The sequence below is a fragment of the Mesorhizobium sp. ES1-1 genome (assembly GCF_020164785.1).
Classification (GTDB): Bacteria; Pseudomonadota; Alphaproteobacteria; order Rhizobiales; family Rhizobiaceae; genus Mesorhizobium.
In genome coordinates this window covers 15,188-32,460 of record NZ_JAIUGX010000013.1, presented here as the reverse complement: position 1 = coordinate 32,460, position 17,273 = coordinate 15,188, and the positions used below count along the sequence as shown (strand labels likewise).

Here is a 17,273-nt window from a genome sequence, read left to right as displayed (position 1 = left end):
CTTCCCGCCCAGCGCTATCGCCGCCCGATCGGCGATCGATAAAATTGCGCCGCGCGCATTGACCTGCCTGAAAGGGAGGCTGTGGCAGCAAGGCGTGTTCCAGGGGGGTTTGCATTGGTGATTGCCCGGACCCAACAGTATCGGACGGCGAAGTCGCGGGTGTCGCCGCTCGCCCTCCCCATTGCGCTGTTGCTCGCCGGCGCAGCCGGCACCGGCTATTACGCTACCGATCTATCGGCCGCGTCGTTCATGGCCGCGCTACCGAGCTCCGGCTGCAATATCAAGGGCAACATCTCGATCAACACGGGCGAGCACATCTATCATGTGCCCGGCCAGGAGCATTACTCCGAGACCAACATCCGTCCAGAGTTCGGCGAACGGTGGTTCTGTTCGGAAACCGAGGCGCGAAACGCTGGTTGGCGAAGGTCGCGCAGATAGTGCTCAAGCTGGCTGCAAAACGCCGCGAAGCCTATCAGGGATAGATTAAGTTCAGGAGCCAGCCGACGAAAGCCACTCCTCCCAGAAATAGGCCCTTGAGCGCAGCTTCGGTCGCTCGATTGAACAAAAGGCTGTTCAACTCCATTGTCGCTCGGTTTTTGACGATCAAATCGTCGTAGTGATGGCATTGCTCCGCGAGCGACGTCTCCCAACGCTTCTTGCCTGACACGTCCTCAACCCAGTTTTCGGGCTGACTGCCCGGAAAACCAAAGTCGACGGAGCGGGCGGAATCGACGGCCCACCAAGCGGCACCGATAAGCACCGCGGCGACGGCCGACGCTACCAAGGCCATGGACGCGGTTGGCGGCTTCATCGTAGCGAGACTGTATGCTCCACCGATCAGGACGACCGCAGCGGCCGAAGCCAGTCCGGCGAATGTGTATGCCCGCTGGTCTGCAGCAATAGCCGATGACAACTGTGCATCGAGATATGCTTCAGCTTGACGCAGAATTTCCTTTAGGTTGTTCTCGTTCGCTGTTTGCAGTTTTTGCGAGAGGGGAAGTTCATCCATGCATACGCACCATGAAGTCTATTTGCAGCCGAGGAAAACAGAAACCGGCAAAAAAAGCGATGGCCCTTCTCCTGGCACGCAGAAGCAAGGAAACGTCGGGGACGGGAAGGCCAATAAGTCGGACCAGTCTCGGCCCGATAAGCGTCCAACTCCAAAGCCTACGAAAAAGAAATAGAGGGGCCGCACGAGGATTGACCCTCATCCAAGGTGCGCATGAGATCAGTCCGCAGGAAACCCGTATCCGACCGGATCCCCCAGCCGGACCGGCTTCGCTTCGGGCCCCTTCATCCCGCCGGTCGCTACTTCGCGCGCACGACGCCCTGCGAGGCTGTCTGCACGCATGGCCACACTGGCGTCGATCGCCAGCGCTGCCGCCGGCGGAGGCACGCGGTGCACTTCGTTGCGGCGGCACAAGCGCTCGGCGCCATCCTGGTCGATGAAGCTGAACGTGTGCGAGGCAAACACCTCCAAGGGCTCGCCCACGGCGGCCGCAAGGGCCGCGCGCTGCTCGGCAAGCCCCGTCTGCCATTCGGCGATGTCCTCCTTGGCTGCCTCAACGCCATTGTTGGCCGCTTCGATCTGGTATCGTAGCACCGCCGGTAGCGCCTCGCCTGGGTGCACAATGTGGAAAGCTTCGCGCTCCTGAATGTAGCCTGCGAGGTGGTCGGCGTGCAGATCGAGTTCGCGTCGGCGGCAGTCTATCAGAGCAACCAACTCGTAATTAAGGCGCCGCAGCTCGGCTATCTGTTCGTCTAGCGTCACGCCGCCCCCCCGGTCGGCCGGCCGCTCTGCGGACCGGCCCCTAACCCGTCGAGTTCCGCTTGAACTGCTGCCCGAAACGATTTGAGATGACGCAGGGCCGCATCAACCGGCTGTCCCATAAGTTCCTGGTGGAGCAGCGAGATCGTTCGATCCCAGAACTGCTCAGCTTCCTCCGTTCCCATCCTGTCCAGTTCCCACGCAACCGATCGAACAAGCGCCGTTCTGCTCTCCGGCGGAAACGGGATGATGGCTCCCCCGTCTACTATCCGCGACCGCGCGCCCGTTGGGCGCGATCGATGTCCGGGAAACCGAAGGACACCCGGCACTGCGTCAAAATCGAGATCGAGTTGCCGTTCCATCTCAGCCCCCTGTTCCGGTGCGGACCGGACGAATCGACTTCCTCGGAATCCCTACTCTTTCGGTCATCTCGATGGACGGCGGCTGCTTTGTCAGAGTCGCCCCCTCTTTAAGAGAGGGGGGCGCTGACGCTGACGCTGACAAATCGGCATTAGACGCTGGTGTCGTCAGCAAGTTTTCAGCTGAATTTTCGCTGACAAGAACGCTGACAAATTTTCCTTTTTCCTTGATCTTTCCGAGTCTTGAGAGCTTCACTCTTGCACTCGAAAAGGCAGTCGTCTTCGCTGATGCAGACTTGTCCATCCACTCTCGGAAAAGTGCATCCTTCCATGTGTCGATCAGAACCGACGCTGACGACGAAATCTGACAAAGCACATCGTAGGCGTGCTCGTGATCTTTCCGCTTCCGTTTTGGCTCCAGTGTAACGGCGGGGCCGGCTATGGCCGGCCCGATCGCCCGCAAATTCGTGACAATCTGCATCGAGATGGTTTCGTCACAGATCCCCAAATCATATGACCCGATGTCGAAAATAAACTGTGGCCGACCCGGAGCATTCTTGATCTTCTTCACTGTGAGTTTGGTCGACCCTCCAATAGCCTCGGCGTGGATAACTGCGTCGGCTCTATCGAAGAACACCTGAGAGCCCCGCATGCCTTCACCGGATTTACCCGTGTGATGGACAGCTATGACAGCGCACTGGAACCGCTGACTAATGCGGTCAAATACGCCCATGGCCTTCGTCGCTGGTCTCGCGTCGTCCTGGGACTCATCTCCGAAACAAGCGCCAAGGGTGTCAACCACAACCATTGCCAATTCTTGGCCCGTCAGCTTCACCAGGTCCTCGGCATGTCGGATTGTTTCCGCTTCAAATGCCGACCCGGTCACGCCTCCCGCCGCTGGTTCGACGACAGCCAGGGGAAGATCCTTCGTGTCGACACCGTAAAATCGCGCCGCAGCGACAAGTCGAGCCTCGACGTTCCAATAGTCCTCGCCACCGACAAACAGCACGGCGCCCTTCGAAACGGGTCGTCCGGCCCAGGCCAAGCCGGCAGCCAAAATTACTGAGGTCAGGATGGCAATGCCGGTCTTTCCGGATCCGCTGCCTCCGTAAAGGATAATCGGTCCTGCAGGTATGACGCCCGGAACAATGAATCGTCGCCGGGGCGCCCCGGTCATCAGATCATTTTCAATCTCTTCGATGGTCCTGAGGACTGCACTCACGGAATAACCCTTTGGCAAGCGGTGCAGCGCATTGGTAACTTGAGCTGATGGATGGGGATCGTCACGCTCGCCGTCCGGCCGCAGCGACAAGTCACGCACCGAGTGATTGAGCCAGCATCCCTTACTGCTGCCTGGGCTTCGGCACGGAGTGACCCTTTTGATGGTTGTTTTTTGGGTGGGCCATACCGAACGCCATCACCATCGATCGACTCCGCGCCCTGGCGAGCGACGCGCGAGCGGTCGCGCTGGCGATCCCAATCTCGACGGCTCATGGAAAGGCCCTCGCGCAGAGTGTCGAATGCGCGCCGACTTCTACCGCTGGTCGACGATGGTTGCGCGCGGTCTCGGATGCCTCGGTCATCGCCTTAGGGTCCGACCTACTCTTGTGTGGTACGGGATCGCTCATGTTGCCCTCGCCAATCGAAGGTTATTCTCGCGAACAACCGCAACTGCTGCCTTCAGGCTGAGGCCGAAGCGGCGTTGCAGCTCGGGGATCGCAGCGCCGCCGCGCTCAGCCCGCGTCGTCGACGCGAGCCAGGCGGCGGCTTTCGCGACCGTTGCGTCAGATTGGGAGGGGGGCGGCATCAGGCCGCGTCCTCCATGAAGAAAGCGACAAGCCTGGCGCGGCTGGCGACGTACCGATCGCCCATTCGCTTTACCATCGGAAGCTTGCCCGTCCTGACCATATGATAGGTCTGCTGATAGCTTCGGCCGATAAGCTTGCCGATGTCTTCGATGCCCCAGATGAGATCGAGGGATTTAGCGTCTTCCATCAAATCAACTCCGTGATATCCATTGGATTTGTATCGGTCTTATCCAATGGATATCATTGACAGTCAAGAGGGTCATATCCAATGGATATGATTCACAACGGAGAGTGGATTTTGGCTGAGAACCGTACAAAGTCGGATCAGTTTCTGCTGAGGTTCCCGCCGGGCCTTCGCGACCGGGTTCGGGCCTACGCCGAATACCAGGGTCGATCGATGAACGAGGAAATCATCCGCATTCTTGAGCGCGAATTTCCTGCGCCAGTCACAGTAAGCGGCTCGGTTCATGGCCTTCTGCAAATGGCCAAGATCATTGCCGCCGGCGGACCATTTGATGAGAACGTCGGCAAGCTGACCAGCGGCATCGAGGCGCTGATCGAAGGCATCTACAGCGGCAGCGTGGAAGGTGTAGACCCCGCCGCGCGGAAGGAGATCGAAGACATGTGGACGAGGCACCAAGAAGAATTGGCCAAAGATGGCGATGGCGTCGAATACGATGACGTTGAAATTCGTTCGCTCGAATTAACCGGAAAAACCTCAAAATTCGTCTGGCCTGACGGCCGGGTTGGACCTGACGTTCCTGAGCCGCGATCCTGGGGCGATGCTGGACCGAGTGACGTCGAACATCCATCCGAGGACGAAAAGTGAGCATTCGGAAGCGAACGTGGACGACGTCAAAGGGTGAGGCCAAGACCTCATGGGTGGTCGACTACGTAGATGGCAAGGGCACGCGCCGGCTGAAGACGTTCGCCAAGAAAAAGGAAGCTGACCAGTTCGCGGCAACCGCCAAGGTCGAGGTCCGCGAGGGCGTGCATGTGGCCGACAGCGCCAGCGCAACGGTTACAAAGGCGGCTGAGGGATGGCTGACGCACTGCGCCGACAAAGGTCTTGAGCGCGGCACCCTGGTCCAGTACCGCCAGCTGAAGGCCCTGCATGTCGATCCGTATATAGGGGCCGAAAAACTAACATCGCTCACGGTGGCGCGGATCAGGTCTTTCGAAACCGATCTTCGCGAGGCCGGACGATCTGCATCGATGATCCGCAAGGTGCTTGTCGCGTTAAGCTCGATCCTGGCCGACGCGCAAGAAAGCGGCTTGGTTGGCAGGAACGTTGCCCGGGACATGAAGGCCCGGCGCAGCAAGGGCGGGGAGCGTAGGCAGGAACGGCGCCACAGGGGCCGCTTGACGGTCGGCGCGGATATTCCGGCGCCCGAGGAGATCAAGGCGATCGTCGGCGCGCTGGCGGGCCGTTGGCGGCCGCTTTTGCTGACGGCAATCTTCACCGGACTGCGGGCATCGGAACTGCGCGGGCTGCGGTGGGTCGACGTGGATCTCGACAGGCGCTCGGTCCACGTTCGGCAGCGCGCCGACCGCTTCAACGAGATTGGCCCGCCGAAGTCGGAAGCTGGTGAGCGGGAGGTGCCGTTGCCACCGATCGTGGTCAATACCTTGCGGGAATGGAAGCTGGTCTGCCCGCGGCGAGATACCGGCAAGGTCGATGTCGCTGGCGAGCCAATCACGGCGCTGGACCTGGTGTTCCCGAACTTGCGAGGCAATGTCGAAGCTGTCGGCAATATCGTGCGGCGGGGATTGCAGCCCGCCCAGGTCAAGGCAGGCGTCACGATCGACACTGGCAAGGTGAACGACAAGGGCGAACCCATCCTCGCCGCCAAGTATCCGGGCCTGCATGCCCTACGGCATTTCTATGCAAGCTGGTGCATCAACCGGCCGGCCGATGGCGGGCTGGGCTTGCCCATCAAGGTCGTGCAGGAGCGGCTTGGCCACTCGTCGATCATCCTGACGTCAGACCGATACGGGCACTTATTCCCGCGCGGCGACGATGAGGCTGAAATGGCAGCGGCCGAGCGCTCGCTTCTCAGCTAGACGCGACATGGGCGCGACATGGAAGACGTGAAGCCTTATGGCACAAGGTCACGACGCATATTCCTAATCTGTAGGTCACAGGTTCGATTCCTGTCGGGATCACCATTTAACTGGCTGGAACCATAGAAGCTCGCGGGCATAGCCTGAAATGATCTGCGTAGGGTTTTGACGCGGGGCGTCACGAGAGCGCCGCCGGACCCCAGTGCCCCCTTGACCTCCGAGCAGTACGCGCGGAGTCGTTGTGAAAGCCATTCGCCTTTTTACCGCGTACAGAGACTATGGCAGAGCCTCCATCTCCCCTGCGGATGGGCTTCGAATGGGGAGGGAACCATCAGCTGTCCGTGTTGTTTCCGCTCAAGAACAAGGAACGACACATGGCACCGAAAGCACCGCACGATCTACCCGGTTCAGACATCCCTAAAGTCTCTGATGAAGATAGTGAAGAAGCTTCCGACAAGACAAACGATCAAGACCGTGACGCTATACACGGTGATGGAGACACCATTGGGATGAAGCCCAATGAGGGCGTCGAGGCGAAATAGCCCATCGTTAAACAGGCCAAGCGGCTACCGAACCGCCATCGGCCTCCCTTATAGACGCCAGGACGAAATCAGAATCTGCCCTCATTCAAGCACTGCCAGTCGCGCTCATTGAGCATTGCTCAGACTTCAATCCTTGCCGGGCAAGATCGCACTGAGGACCTGATTGACTGTCCCGCGGATGACGCCGGCCTCATCCGGGTCACCCTTCACTAGCGCCGATGTCAGATTTTTGACTTGCGCAAATGTGAGATGCGGTGGCAGGGGCGGCACCTCTGGGTCTGTCTTGACTTCGAGCACGACGGGACTGACTGAGGCGAGTGCCTCGTCCCACGCAGCTGCAAGATCTTCAGGGCGATCGACAAATAGCCCCTTGAGCCCGATCAATTCCGCAAACCGATGATACGGCACGTACGGAATATCCTGCGAGGCTATGAATTTCGGATCGCCTTCCATCACACGTTGTTCCCACGTGACCTGGTTGAGGTCTTGGTTGCTGTAGACGCAGATCACGAAGCGGCCGTCAGCCCAGCCCTTCCAGTATTTCGCCACAGTAATGAGTTCGGCCATGTTGTTCATTTGCATGGCGCCATCGCCAACCAGTCCAACCACTGGCCGATCCGGATGGGCGAACTTCGCAGCGATCGCGTAGGGAACCGCTGCTCCCATCGATGCAAGCCCGCCTGAAAGAGAGCCCATCATGCCGGGTTTCATCTTGATATCGCGTGCATACCAGTTGGCGCAGGATCCGGAGTCGCAGGTCAGGATGACATCGTCGGGCAGCCTGGATGAGAGTTCCCAAGCAACCAGTTGCGGATTGACGGGGTTGGCTTTTGCATGCGCCCGCTTGTCGAGAAGCTGCCACCAGTCGCCTACACCCTTTTCGACCTGTTCGCGCCATTTCCCCTTCTTTTGCTTCAAGAGCGGCAGCAAGGCAGAGAGGGTCTGGGCGGCGTCGCCGATCAGGTTGAGCTCCATGGGATAGCGCAGCGACATCATGCCGGCGTCGATGTCGATCTGAACCCCTCGGGCCTGCCCTTCCTTCGGAAGGAATTCCGAATATGGAAATCCTGACCCGATCATCAGCAGCGTGTCACACTCCTGCATGAGGTTCCAGGACGGCTCCGTGCCAAGCAACCCGATCGATCCCGTAACCCACGGGAGCGTATCCGACAAAACGGCTTTGCCGAGAAGCGCTTTGGCGGCGCCGGCGTCCAGACGATCGGCAACAGCAGCAACTTGCGCCGTCGCGCCAAGCGCGCCAGCACCAACCAGGATCGCCACCCGTTCGCCCTCATTGAGAATGTTAGCAGCCGCCTCTAGATCATCCTGATTTGGCACGATCAGTGGCGGCCGGTAACCGATGCCGGAATGCACGGTGCCGTGGGCTCTGGCTGGTTCTTCATACGCCATCTCCTGCAGATCGTTCGGGAGAATGAGCGCTGTAACCGTACGATTTGCGAGTGCAATTCGAACAGCGCGATCGATGAGATGGCGCACTTGCGCGGGAACGGCAGCCTGATGGACAAAATCGCCTGCAACGTCCTTGAGCAGGGCCGCGAGGTCGACCTCCTGCTGGTAGTGTCCGCCGAGTGCCGCACGCGCCTGCTGGCCGACAATGGCCAGCACGGGCTGATGGTCCATCCGCGCGTCATAGAGCCCGGTCACAAGATGCGTCGCGCCGGGACCGGAGGTGGCAATGCAGACGCCGAGCTCGCCGGAGAACTTCGCATAGGCGCACGCCATGAACGCAGCCATTTCCTCATGCCGCGCCTGGATGAACTCGATTGCACCTTCCGCCCGGTTGAGCGCGCCGAACACGCCGTTGATGCCATCGCCCGGGTAGCCGAACATTTTGCGTACGCCCCAGGCGTGAAGGCGGGAGACAAGAAAGTCGCCGACGGTCTCAGACATGGTGGACACCTTTGCAACAGCCATCGAATGCGGGAGCCGGTCATTGAGATTGCTTCGTCCGCGATTGGCTGCGGCTCTCGCCAACATTCGAACGCACCGGCTGGCGCGCTGTTCCGTCTTTTCGATTGGCCTGTTCCGCGCCTTGAGGTTCCGCTACCGCTTGTGCCATTTGCGCTGACAGCGGTTCCACACATCCTGTTACAACTCGGGAAGATTTCGCTGGTACTCAAGGACGAAAGATTTGTCCGACTTCAGATATTATTTTATGCCAGTTGGGCGCATCATCCGGGACACGCGCCACATCATGGCGCAAGCCAATTCAATCGCTTCTGGCGATGCGCAACGCTTGCGTGCGAGCTGACCGGGCAGAGCGGCTAAGCGTACTCGCGTTCATGAAGTGTGACGGTGGGCGAGAGCGATCGGAGCGTCCGAAATGGCTCCTCCACAAGCCAGGCGTCAGCCCTGCAATGCCTCAGGAAGCGGAAGCCGCCCGGGGAGGTGATCCGCGGCCAAACTCAACATCCCAGCTGCGTTCGGCGGGCGCTACCTCGCCGCTCAGACCGAGTTTGGGAAAAAGCAGTTCAGCGACATTGAACGCTTCTTCCAGATGCGGATAGGCGGAGGCGATGATCGTCTCGATGCCGATCTCCTGATATTCCCGAATACGCGCTGCCACATTGTCGGGATTGCCGACCAGGGCCGTTCCCGCGCCGCCGCGCACCAGCCCGGGCCCGGCCCACAAATTGGGGCCGACGACCAGTTTGTCGCGCCGTCCCTGATGTAGCGCCGACATGCGCTTTTGGCCGACGGACTCCGAGATGTGCACGAATCCCTTCTGGGCCTCCGCGATCAGGTCGTCGGTGACATGGCTGATCAGCCGGTCGGCGGCGGCCCAGGCTTCATCCTCCGTCTCGCGCACGATCAGATGAATGCGAAGGCCGAAGCGCATCGTCCGGCCCTTCGCCGCGGCGGCCTTTCTGACGCGATCGAGCTTTTCGGCAAGCTGGTCCACCGGCTCGCCCCAGCTCAGATAGGCGTCCACATGCTTGGCGGCGATTTCTATGCCGGCATCGGACGAACCGCCGAACCAGAGCGGCGGATGCGGCTGCTGCACCGGCGGGAAGGAAATGTCGGTTCCATGGGCGGACAGGTACTTGCCTTCGAAATCGGCCGGTTCGCCCGAAAGGATGCGCCGCCAGATCGTCAGAAACTCGTCGGTCTGCGCATAGCGCTCGCCATGGCTGAGCTTGTTTCCGTCGCCGGCAAGATCGGCCGGATCCGCGCCGGTGACGACATTGAGCAGGACGCGGCCGCCGGAAATGCGGTCCAGCGTTGCGGCATGGCGCGCAAACAGCGCCGGCGTTCCGCTGCCTGGCCGAAGCGCCACGAGAAACTTGAGCTTTTCCGTGAGTGGAATAAGGCCGGCCGCTACGATCCAGGCATCCTCGCACCGCGTTCCGGTGGGCAGCAACACGCCTTTGAAGCCGAGGCGGTCGGCGGCCTGCGCGATCTCCTTGAGATAGCCGAAAGTTGCCGGACGGTGCCTCTCGTCCGTGCCGAGATACGGTCCGTCGCCATGGGTTGGGAGATACCAGTAGAGGTCGAGCGGTCGGGTGTTGTTGGACATCGGATTGTTCCTTCGGTGATGCGGACTATGTTGGGCAAGCGTCAAAGCTTGCCTTTCCAGGGGATGAGGCGGTGTTCGAGCCAGCGCATGCCGCAGGTGAAGGCGAAAGCGAGGATGGCGATCACGATGAGGCCGACGAACACGACATCGGTTGCGAGGAAATTGGCCGCCGACATGATCATGTAGCCAAGGCCGGACTGGGCCGCGATCAGCTCGGCGGCGACAAGTGTCGACAGGCCGGCGCCGATGGCGATCTTCAGGCCGGTCATGATTTCCGGCAAAGCGGATGGCAGGATGATGCTGGTGAACAGTTGCAGGCGGCTGGCGCCGAGCGACAGCGCGGCATTGATGCGCTCATCGGGCACGGAGCGGACGCCCGCCTGCGCGGCAAAGCAGATCGGCGCGAAGGTCGACAGTGACAAAAGCACGATCTTGGAGGTCTCGCCGATGCCCAGCCAGATGATCAGCAGCGGCAGGTAGGCCAGTGGCGGCAGGCCCCAGTAGAGATCGATGGGCACGCTGAAGATGCCCTTGACCCAGCGATTGAGCCCCATCAGCAAGCCGAGCGGAACGCCCAGCCCGATACCGACGCCAAGCGCGGCGGCAATCCGCCCAAGGCTGGCCAGCGTGTGGTCGAGCAGCGTGCCATTGGCATAGCCATCGGCCCAGACCGCGCCGAGCTGGGTCAGCACCTCGGTCGGAGAAGGGAGGAACAGCGGCGACGCCCATTCGAAATGCGCGGCCAGGAACCACAGCGCAATCAGCGACCCCAGCGTCGCAAGGCTGATGCCGAGCGTGCTTGTCGCAGCGGAACGGCGCGGCTTGCGAGACGGCGCGCGCGGAGCTGTCGAAGGCGAGAATGACGTTTCGGAATTGGCGGCAAGGGTCATTGCAGAGTTCCTGTGCGGTGCGGGGTTCGCGTGCGGGCGCCTTCCGGCCGGTGGATGAGAGAGCGGATCTCCTCGCGCAATTCGATGAAGCGGGGGTCAGACTGGATCGGCCCGATGTCGCCGCTTTCGGCGAACTCGCGGATGAAGCCGGCGTCGAACCGGGCCACGATCCGGCCCGGCCGGGGTGACATCACGACAATGGTCGTGCCGAGCGTAAGGGCTTCTTCGATCGAATGGGTGATGAACAGGATTTGTTTTCTGGTCTTGGCCCAGATCGAGGCCAGAAGCTGCTGCATCGTCTCGCGCGTCAGGCTGTCCAGGGCGCCGAACGGCTCGTCCATGAGCAGGACCTTGGGGTCGGTGGCCAGGGCTCGAGCAATGCCGACGCGTTGGCGCATGCCGCCTGAGAGTTCATAAGGTGGCTTCTCGGCGAAATCGGCGAGGCCCACCAGTTCCAGCAAGCGCCTCGAGTGCTCATGGCGCTCGCCGCGCCCCATACCACGATATTTCAGGCCAAGACCGACATTGTCGAGCACATTGGCCCATGGCAGCAGCGTATCCTTCTGGAAGACGACGCCACGATCGCCGCCGGGCGCGACTATTTCGCGTCCGTCCAGCGTGATCGACCCTTCGCTGAGCGGCAGGAAGCCGGCGATCGCATTGAGCAAGGTCGACTTGCCGCATCCGGAAGCACCAACGGCGACGACGATGGAGTCTGGAGCGATGTCGAGCGAGACATGATCGAGTGCATGCACGTCCTGGCCGTTGGAACCCGGAAAAGTGACGCTGGCATCGCGGATTCTGAGCATGATTGGGCTCCGGGAAGCCTGGCTGGCCTTGTGTCGGCCAGCCAGGCGAATGTCCTTCAGGGATTTCAGTTCGAGGCTTTGGCGGCCGCCGCATATTGCGGATCGGCGGCGGCGGCGTAGCTGTCCTTGATGGCAGTGATCTTCTTCTGGTCCTTCAGGAAGCCCGCGGTGTCCTTGAGGATTTTGGCAACGGCGCTCTTGTCGCCGCCGCCCAGCCATTTGTCGGAAACCTGCTCGTCGAGCGGCGGGACCACCGTTGTCTTCAACTGCTCCGAATTTTCAGCCGCCGTGCCACCCTGCAGTTTGGCGATGGCCTTGGCGTTTTCAGACTCCGGCCCCCAGGCGGCCGGGTTGGTTAGATAAGACGTGGTGTAGCCGTCGATCAGCCGGACATACTGGCCGAGGAAGTCGGGATTGGCCTTGGCGAAATCGCCGGTCACCACCAATGCGCTGAAGGTCGGCGCGCCACGATCGGCAACCTGGCCGGCGGTAAGCAGGACCTTGCCATGCTTCTTGAGTTCGGAGAGTGCTGGATCCCAAACAAACGCCCCGTCGATGTCCCCGCGCTTCCAGGCGGCGACGATCTCGGGCTGGGGAATGGCGATGACCTGGGTGTCCTTCTCGGAAATTCCTTCCTGTTTCAGCACGGCGAGAAGCTGGTAATGATCGGTCGAGACGGGTGCCGCGGCAAGCTTCTTGCCCCGCAGGTCGGCCGGCGTCTTGATCTCGGGCCGGACGACCAGGGCTTCGCCGTCACGTGAGACGGACGAGATGTAGAACGCCTTCACGTCGATGCCCTTGCTGACGGCGGCAGCGAACGGGCTCGATCCGACATCGCCGATCTGAACGTCGCCCGATGCGATGGCGGCGAATATATCGGCACCGGAATTGAAGCGGCGGAACTCGATGTCCCAGCCCGTCTTCTTGGCAAGATCGCCATTGGCGATGCCGAGATTATAGGGGTTGGCGCCCGTCTGGTAGGCGATGACGACTTTCTTGTCCGCGGCGTGTGCCGAGGCGGACAGGGCTGCCAGGGCAAGGGCGGCAAGGGTGGCGGAAATCAGTTTTCGCATGGCATTAATCCTTCTGAACAGAGGGCAAACCCCTCGATTGCCCGCCCTGGCCAGGAGCGTCGGATTAAAGTCCACTGATCTTATAGACTTAGACAGAAATGAAATTCTTAAATGCGGCTTGCCGTTGAAAAGAAACCGGCACGGATGATCCGTTTTGGCCTGTCGGGCAATCGCCTGCCAAAATTTGGTCCCTCCGACTTCGGCGTCGGGGCTGGCCCGCTATGTCTCTACTGGTGCCACGACGAGTTGGAACCCGCCGGATTGCGCCGACGGATTCTAACAAGCTTCCCACACCGATGAGGAGAGCCCGGCTGGAACGAAAGCCTAACGCGGCTGGTCGCTCGGCACCCATTTGAAATGGTCGCCATCGGCCTCGATATGCCCGACGCCCGGGAACGGGAAATGCGGCGCGAAGATCAACTCGTGGTCCTTGGCCAACATGCCGAGCGTCTTGGCCCGGTTCTCTTCCCCTTGCGGCTTGTCGGCGTCGAAAGCCATGCCCCAATCCGGCCTGGCCAGCGATATGATCGAGCTGTGCGCCGTGTCGCCAATATCGAACAGCCGCTCGTTGCCGGATTTGATCTGGTAGCCGACATGGCCGGGCGTGTGTCCGGCCAGCCCCACGGACGTGATGCCTGGCGCGACTTCCGAACCGGCCTCGAACGGTTTCACCTGATCGGCGATCACCTTGACGATGTCGGCTGCGTCCTTGTTGGCTTGGGCGAAATCCCATTCCGCCTCAGACATGCGGATCGATGCGTTGCGGAACGCCAGTTTGCCGTCCTTGACCAATCCACCGATATGATCGGGATGTGAATGAGTGATGAGGATTTCGGTGACATCGTCGGGCTTGACGCCTGCCTTGGCGAGGCTGTCCTGCAACGCGCCGCCAACGCCGGTGTCGATCAGGACCACGCGCTTGTCCGATTTCACCAGCAGGGCGTCGACGCTGAGCGTGATCGTGTCGGTGGGCGCCCCTGCCGCCTTCAGCAGATCGGCGACTTCGGCCGGACTATGACCGAGCCCGAACATCTTGCCGTCATTCGGTTTAACGAACTGGGCGTCGTGCAGGACGACGATGTCGAGCTTGCCGAGCTTGAATGACTTGGCATCCGGTTGCTGCGCCGGCATCTGCGCCATTGCCAGGCCCTGATGGCCGACCATGAGCGCCGTCATTGCCATCATTGCCGCGTAATTGATCCTGGTCATGCTGGACACCCTCTGCTGCGGAGATCGACCAGCCCGGGACGGCCGTTTGGCTGCTCCCTTGTTCGACCGGTCAAGAATTCACAAGCGGATATAGGGGCGCGGCCCGATGCGGCAACGGCGACGTACCGTTAATCCGCGCCAACCGGGTCGTCCCCGCGGACTGACAGAGCGCGTAGGCCTTGGAAAGCGCGGCTTCGGCGTCCTTGCGCGCTTGCGTCTTCATGATCGCCTCCGCCTTGCCGATGACACAGTCGAAATAGGCATCGTCATCCGCGCGTGCCATCACGGTCATGACTATCGTTGCGACCACGCCGATCGCAACGACCGTTGACACGCCAATGTGCCGGCTGGCCGCGGAAGGGCTCCCGCGCCCCCCTCCTTCCGTCGAGCCCGGCGCGTAGACCATCTTCACCAATAGCGCGAAATAGCCGACCTGCAGCATCGTTGCGCCGAGCGCGGTCCATGCCAGCGTCATCCAGGCCGAGCCGGTCGCCGCATAGGCCCATGCCGCAACGGCGGCCGACGCCATGACCATGCCAAGAAAGAACCGAGGAAAATCCATCGCAGCCCACCTGTCAAAGGCCACCGCTGCATCCATGCGACGAACCGGTGGGATCAAGCCGGCCTGTGCAGGCCTCACCTCACTGCAGCAAATGTCGTGCCAGCAATGCTGCCCCATTGTGGCGCACCCGGCGCGGCGCCGTGCCAGCGCAACCGAAAGCGGAAAATGACAGACCCGCCAGGGCGAACCATGGCGGGTTTCACGCTGATGCGATGGTCAGGCTTCAGCCGACACGAACGACGAAATGCTTGATCACCGGCTCGATGATCTTCCAGGTTCCCTTGAAGTCGGCTTCCACCACGAAGGCGTCGCCGGGACCGACCTCGACCGGGCTCCCGCCGTCCGGGGTGATGATGATACGGCCGGCGATCATGTGCACGAATTCATAGTCGGTATAGGTCGCGTGATAAGTGCCCGGCGTGGCCTGCCAGGTGCCCGACAACACCTTGCCGTCCGCGGTCGTGTGCTGGACGGCTGTCTTCATGGTCGGCTGGCCTTCGACCACGACCCAGCCGGCCAGGTCGTCGGTGTCCGCGTTCTCGACAGGGCCGAATTTGAGGATCGTTTGGTCTGTCATGTCAGAGGCTCCGTTTGCTGACCGGTATTTCAGGCGTCACTTGCCTGGGCGGTCAGTATCCGATGCCCCCCGTCACGGCAACCGGCGCGGCCTATAGCGAAGCTTGCGCGGCATGCAGTTCCAGCATGCGCCTGGCGCTGTCCTCGTCGGTGATCAGGATCGTCGGCGCGATCAGGGTCATGGCGCCGAGCAAGGCTTCCACTTTCTCCTCGCCCCCGGATGTCAGGATGCGGATCGGCGCCTTGCGCAACCGGTCGACGTCCACCGACATCACCAGGCTGTTGATCGGATGGTCGACCAAATCGCCTTTGCGATCGAAGAAATGAAACAGAAGATCGCCCACCGCCCCACGCGAAACGAGCGCTTCGCGCTCGGTTTCCTTGAGGAAGCCACCGCGATAGAAAGTGGTCGCAGAAGCGATGCCGCCGATGCTGAGCAGCACGGCGTCGAGCGTATCGGCCATCTCGAATATCTCCTGCAGGCCGCAGCGTTCGACAAGAGCGATCTTGGTCTGGACGCTGTCGACCACGGCCGGTGTCGGGATGAGATAGCCGTCGCCCTGAAAAATCTGGGCGAACCGCCAGGCGAATTCCGCCGGGTTGAACCTGCGCGCCACGCCGACGCCGCCGAGCAGGGAGATGACCTTGAAGTCGGTGAGGGACTTGGCGCTGATGAATGGCAGGCTCGAGAACAGCGTCCGTCCCCAGCCGACGCCGACCCGCATCCCGGATTTCATCGTGTCAGACAGGAAGCTGCCGGTCCGGGCGCTGATCGCCGGTATCGGGTCCGCGCCGGGCGTCGAAAGCGGCGCGACCAGAGCCTGCCGTAGCCCAAACGTCTTTTCCAGCGCGCGTTCCAGCCGCACGATCTCCGACAACTCGCTTTCGATGCTGATCTTGACCTCGTTGCGGGCGCGGGCCTCCGCCAGCATGCGCACGATCGTGACGCGGCCGACGCCGAGCACGTCGGCGATCTCGTTCTGCGTCATCTGTTCGACGAAATACATCCAGGCGGCGCGGATCCGCAACCGATCCGTCCGGCTCTCATTGGCGAGCTGTTCGGTAACCTCGCCCTGGCCATCGTCGCTTTCGCCCACTCGCCGCCTGCCCACGCCTGTCTCTCCCCGCGGCGACGGACGAGCGCGCCGTCGCCGATTATGCACGCTGGTCTACTATCGCCTATTGATCTACCAATCGATAGGAACAATGTAGAATTGCTGGCTGCCGGCTTGCGTCAAGCCATGCAAATTTCGAGGCGATCCGCGATGCTCCGACAAATCTCCGAAGATGTCCGCGTCAACCTGAAGGACCGCTTGCGGGAAGTGCGCGATATCATCCGCCAAAGCCGCCATGACGGCACCGGCGAAGCAAGCGCCGTTCGCGAGGCGACCAGCCTCCTGCCGACCTTTCCGGGCAAAGGCATTGAAGGCCTGCTCAGCCATGCCGCGAGCGCGGTCGACGAAGCTCTGTCGATCGCCGAATCCTTCGTTCCGCACGAACGCCCGATAAGGGTGGACGGCACGACCGTGAAAGGTCTCGGCACCTATTTTCCGGCCGGGAACGAGGATCGGCAATTGAGCGCGGAGCGCCTGTTCCGGCGCGATATGTACTATCTGACCAAGGCCGTGCTTGCCGGCCTGAAGATCGACAATGCCCGCATCCACGAAGCGGATTTTGCCGCTGTCCATGTCGCGATGCGCAAGCGGCATGGCGGTCTGCTGGCGACTTTGGCCACGCCCGACGCCGGATTGCGGCCGATCGCGGCGGCCTGTGCCGCGCTGCTGGTCGAGTGCCTCAATCATCACCCTGTGCGCTTTGGCGAATCCGCGCCGGGAACGCCGGCCGCCGCGCCCGACCGCACCCTCGACATCAGTTGCCTGGCTCCGCTGGCCTTGGCCTGCGGCCTGGCGACGGCCGGCAGGGACGGATCGCCGGAGCCGGATATGCTCGAGATCGCCATACTGGCCGCCGACATTCGTCATGACCGCATCGTGCAGGCCTGTGCCAAGGCCAGGCCGATCGATGAGCTGACCCCAATCTTCGTTACCTTGCTCGCCCATTTGCCGTGAAGTCCG

General features: G+C 61.5%; 19 protein-coding genes. 5 read left to right on the top strand and 14 right to left on the bottom strand.

Translation table 11 applies throughout. The annotated features are described in order from the left end of the window. Positions 1-159: 159 nt before the first annotated feature. On the top strand, positions 160-438 hold the full coding sequence (locus LB513_RS21040) for a hypothetical protein (protein WP_224665449.1): 279 nt from the start codon (positions 160-162) through the stop codon (positions 436-438). A 34-nt stretch (positions 439-472) separates the two neighbouring features. Here the strand turns inward: LB513_RS21040 and LB513_RS21035 are convergent, their stop codons facing one another. The 5 genes from LB513_RS21035 to LB513_RS21015 all read right to left on the bottom strand — a co-directional run bounded on the left by LB513_RS21035 (position 473) and on the right by LB513_RS21015 (position 4,122). Then, positions 473-1,009, bottom strand: a complete 537-nt coding sequence (locus LB513_RS21035; RefSeq protein WP_224665448.1) for a hypothetical protein — start codon at positions 1,007-1,009, stop codon at positions 473-475. A gap of 219 nt (positions 1,010-1,228) precedes the next feature. Continuing rightward, complete coding sequence (locus tag LB513_RS21030; protein ID WP_224665447.1) at positions 1,229-1,771, bottom strand: hypothetical protein; 543 nt, start codon at positions 1,769-1,771, stop codon at positions 1,229-1,231. Further along, positions 1,768-2,130 (bottom strand): DUF6074 family protein, encoded by a 363-nt coding sequence (locus LB513_RS25320; protein ID WP_224665446.1) that lies wholly within the window; start codon positions 2,128-2,130, stop codon positions 1,768-1,770. The genes LB513_RS21030 and LB513_RS25320 overlap by 4 nt, the downstream gene beginning before the upstream one ends. Position 2,131: 1 nt before the next feature. Then, a complete protein-coding gene (locus LB513_RS21020; RefSeq protein ID WP_224665445.1) occupies positions 2,132-3,439 on the bottom strand; it encodes an AAA family ATPase in 1,308 nt (435 codons plus the stop codon). Positions 3,440-3,933: 494 nt separating this feature from the next. Further along, on the bottom strand, positions 3,934-4,122 hold the full coding sequence (locus LB513_RS21015; protein ID WP_224665444.1) for a hypothetical protein: 189 nt from the start codon (positions 4,120-4,122) through the stop codon (positions 3,934-3,936). An 81-nt stretch (positions 4,123-4,203) separates the two neighbouring features. Here LB513_RS21015 and LB513_RS21010 point away from each other — a divergent pair, with 81 nt between their 5' ends. From LB513_RS21010 to LB513_RS21000, 3 genes are all read left to right on the top strand, one after another. Then, positions 4,204-4,764 (top strand): Arc family DNA-binding protein, encoded by a 561-nt coding sequence (locus LB513_RS21010; RefSeq protein ID WP_318011205.1) that lies wholly within the window; start codon positions 4,204-4,206, stop codon positions 4,762-4,764. Beyond that, on the top strand, positions 4,761-5,999 hold the full coding sequence (locus tag LB513_RS21005; protein WP_224665443.1) for a tyrosine-type recombinase/integrase: 1,239 nt from the start codon (positions 4,761-4,763) through the stop codon (positions 5,997-5,999). The genes LB513_RS21010 and LB513_RS21005 overlap by 4 nt, the downstream gene beginning before the upstream one ends. Positions 6,000-6,373: 374 nt before the next feature. Continuing rightward, a complete protein-coding gene (locus LB513_RS21000) occupies positions 6,374-6,541 on the top strand; it encodes a hypothetical protein (RefSeq protein ID WP_224665442.1) in 168 nt (55 codons plus the stop codon). A gap of 126 nt (positions 6,542-6,667) precedes the next feature. On the opposite strand, the gene LB513_RS20995 is transcribed toward LB513_RS21000, so the two are convergent. The 9 genes from LB513_RS20995 to LB513_RS20955 form a co-directional block, all read right to left on the bottom strand. Continuing rightward, positions 6,668-8,452, bottom strand: coding sequence for a thiamine pyrophosphate-requiring protein (locus LB513_RS20995; protein ID WP_224665441.1), 1,785 nt, complete (start codon positions 8,450-8,452; stop codon positions 6,668-6,670). 472 nt (positions 8,453-8,924) lie between these two features. After that, on the bottom strand, positions 8,925-10,079 hold the full coding sequence (gene ssuD, locus LB513_RS20990; RefSeq protein WP_224665440.1) for an FMNH2-dependent alkanesulfonate monooxygenase: 1,155 nt from the start codon (positions 10,077-10,079) through the stop codon (positions 8,925-8,927). 41 nt (positions 10,080-10,120) lie between these two features. After that, positions 10,121-10,969, bottom strand: a complete 849-nt coding sequence (locus LB513_RS20985) for an ABC transporter permease subunit (protein ID WP_224665439.1) — start codon at positions 10,967-10,969, stop codon at positions 10,121-10,123. Beyond that, on the bottom strand, positions 10,966-11,778 hold the full coding sequence (locus tag LB513_RS20980) for a taurine ABC transporter ATP-binding protein (protein WP_224665438.1): 813 nt from the start codon (positions 11,776-11,778) through the stop codon (positions 10,966-10,968). Before LB513_RS20980 ends, LB513_RS20985 begins: the two co-directional genes overlap by 4 nt. A gap of 65 nt (positions 11,779-11,843) precedes the next feature. Then, the gene (gene tauA, locus LB513_RS20975) at positions 11,844-12,851 is read right to left on the bottom strand and encodes a taurine ABC transporter substrate-binding protein (protein WP_224665437.1); all 1,008 of its coding nucleotides are present in this window, start codon (positions 12,849-12,851) and stop codon (positions 11,844-11,846) included. Between the two features lie 324 nt (positions 12,852-13,175). Beyond that, positions 13,176-14,060: an MBL fold metallo-hydrolase gene (locus LB513_RS20970; RefSeq protein WP_224665436.1), complete on the bottom strand. Its 885-nt coding sequence runs from the start codon at positions 14,058-14,060 to the stop codon at positions 13,176-13,178. A 70-nt stretch (positions 14,061-14,130) separates the two neighbouring features. Continuing rightward, positions 14,131-14,622: a hypothetical protein gene (locus tag LB513_RS20965; protein ID WP_224665435.1), complete on the bottom strand. Its 492-nt coding sequence runs from the start codon at positions 14,620-14,622 to the stop codon at positions 14,131-14,133. A 223-nt stretch (positions 14,623-14,845) separates the two neighbouring features. Further along, entirely contained in the window at positions 14,846-15,199 is a 354-nt protein-coding gene (locus LB513_RS20960; RefSeq protein WP_224665434.1) for a cupin domain-containing protein, read from the bottom strand. 91 nt (positions 15,200-15,290) lie between these two features. Further along, positions 15,291-16,310 carry a sugar-binding transcriptional regulator gene (locus LB513_RS20955; RefSeq protein ID WP_224665433.1) on the bottom strand — a complete coding sequence of 340 codons (1,020 nt, stop codon included), beginning with the start codon at positions 16,308-16,310 and terminating at the stop codon, positions 15,291-15,293. A gap of 153 nt (positions 16,311-16,463) precedes the next feature. Between LB513_RS20955 and LB513_RS20950 the strand changes: the two genes are divergently transcribed. Beyond that, the gene (locus LB513_RS20950; protein ID WP_224665432.1) at positions 16,464-17,267 is read left to right on the top strand and encodes a hypothetical protein; all 804 of its coding nucleotides are present in this window, start codon (positions 16,464-16,466) and stop codon (positions 17,265-17,267) included. Positions 17,268-17,273 lie beyond the last annotated feature (6 nt).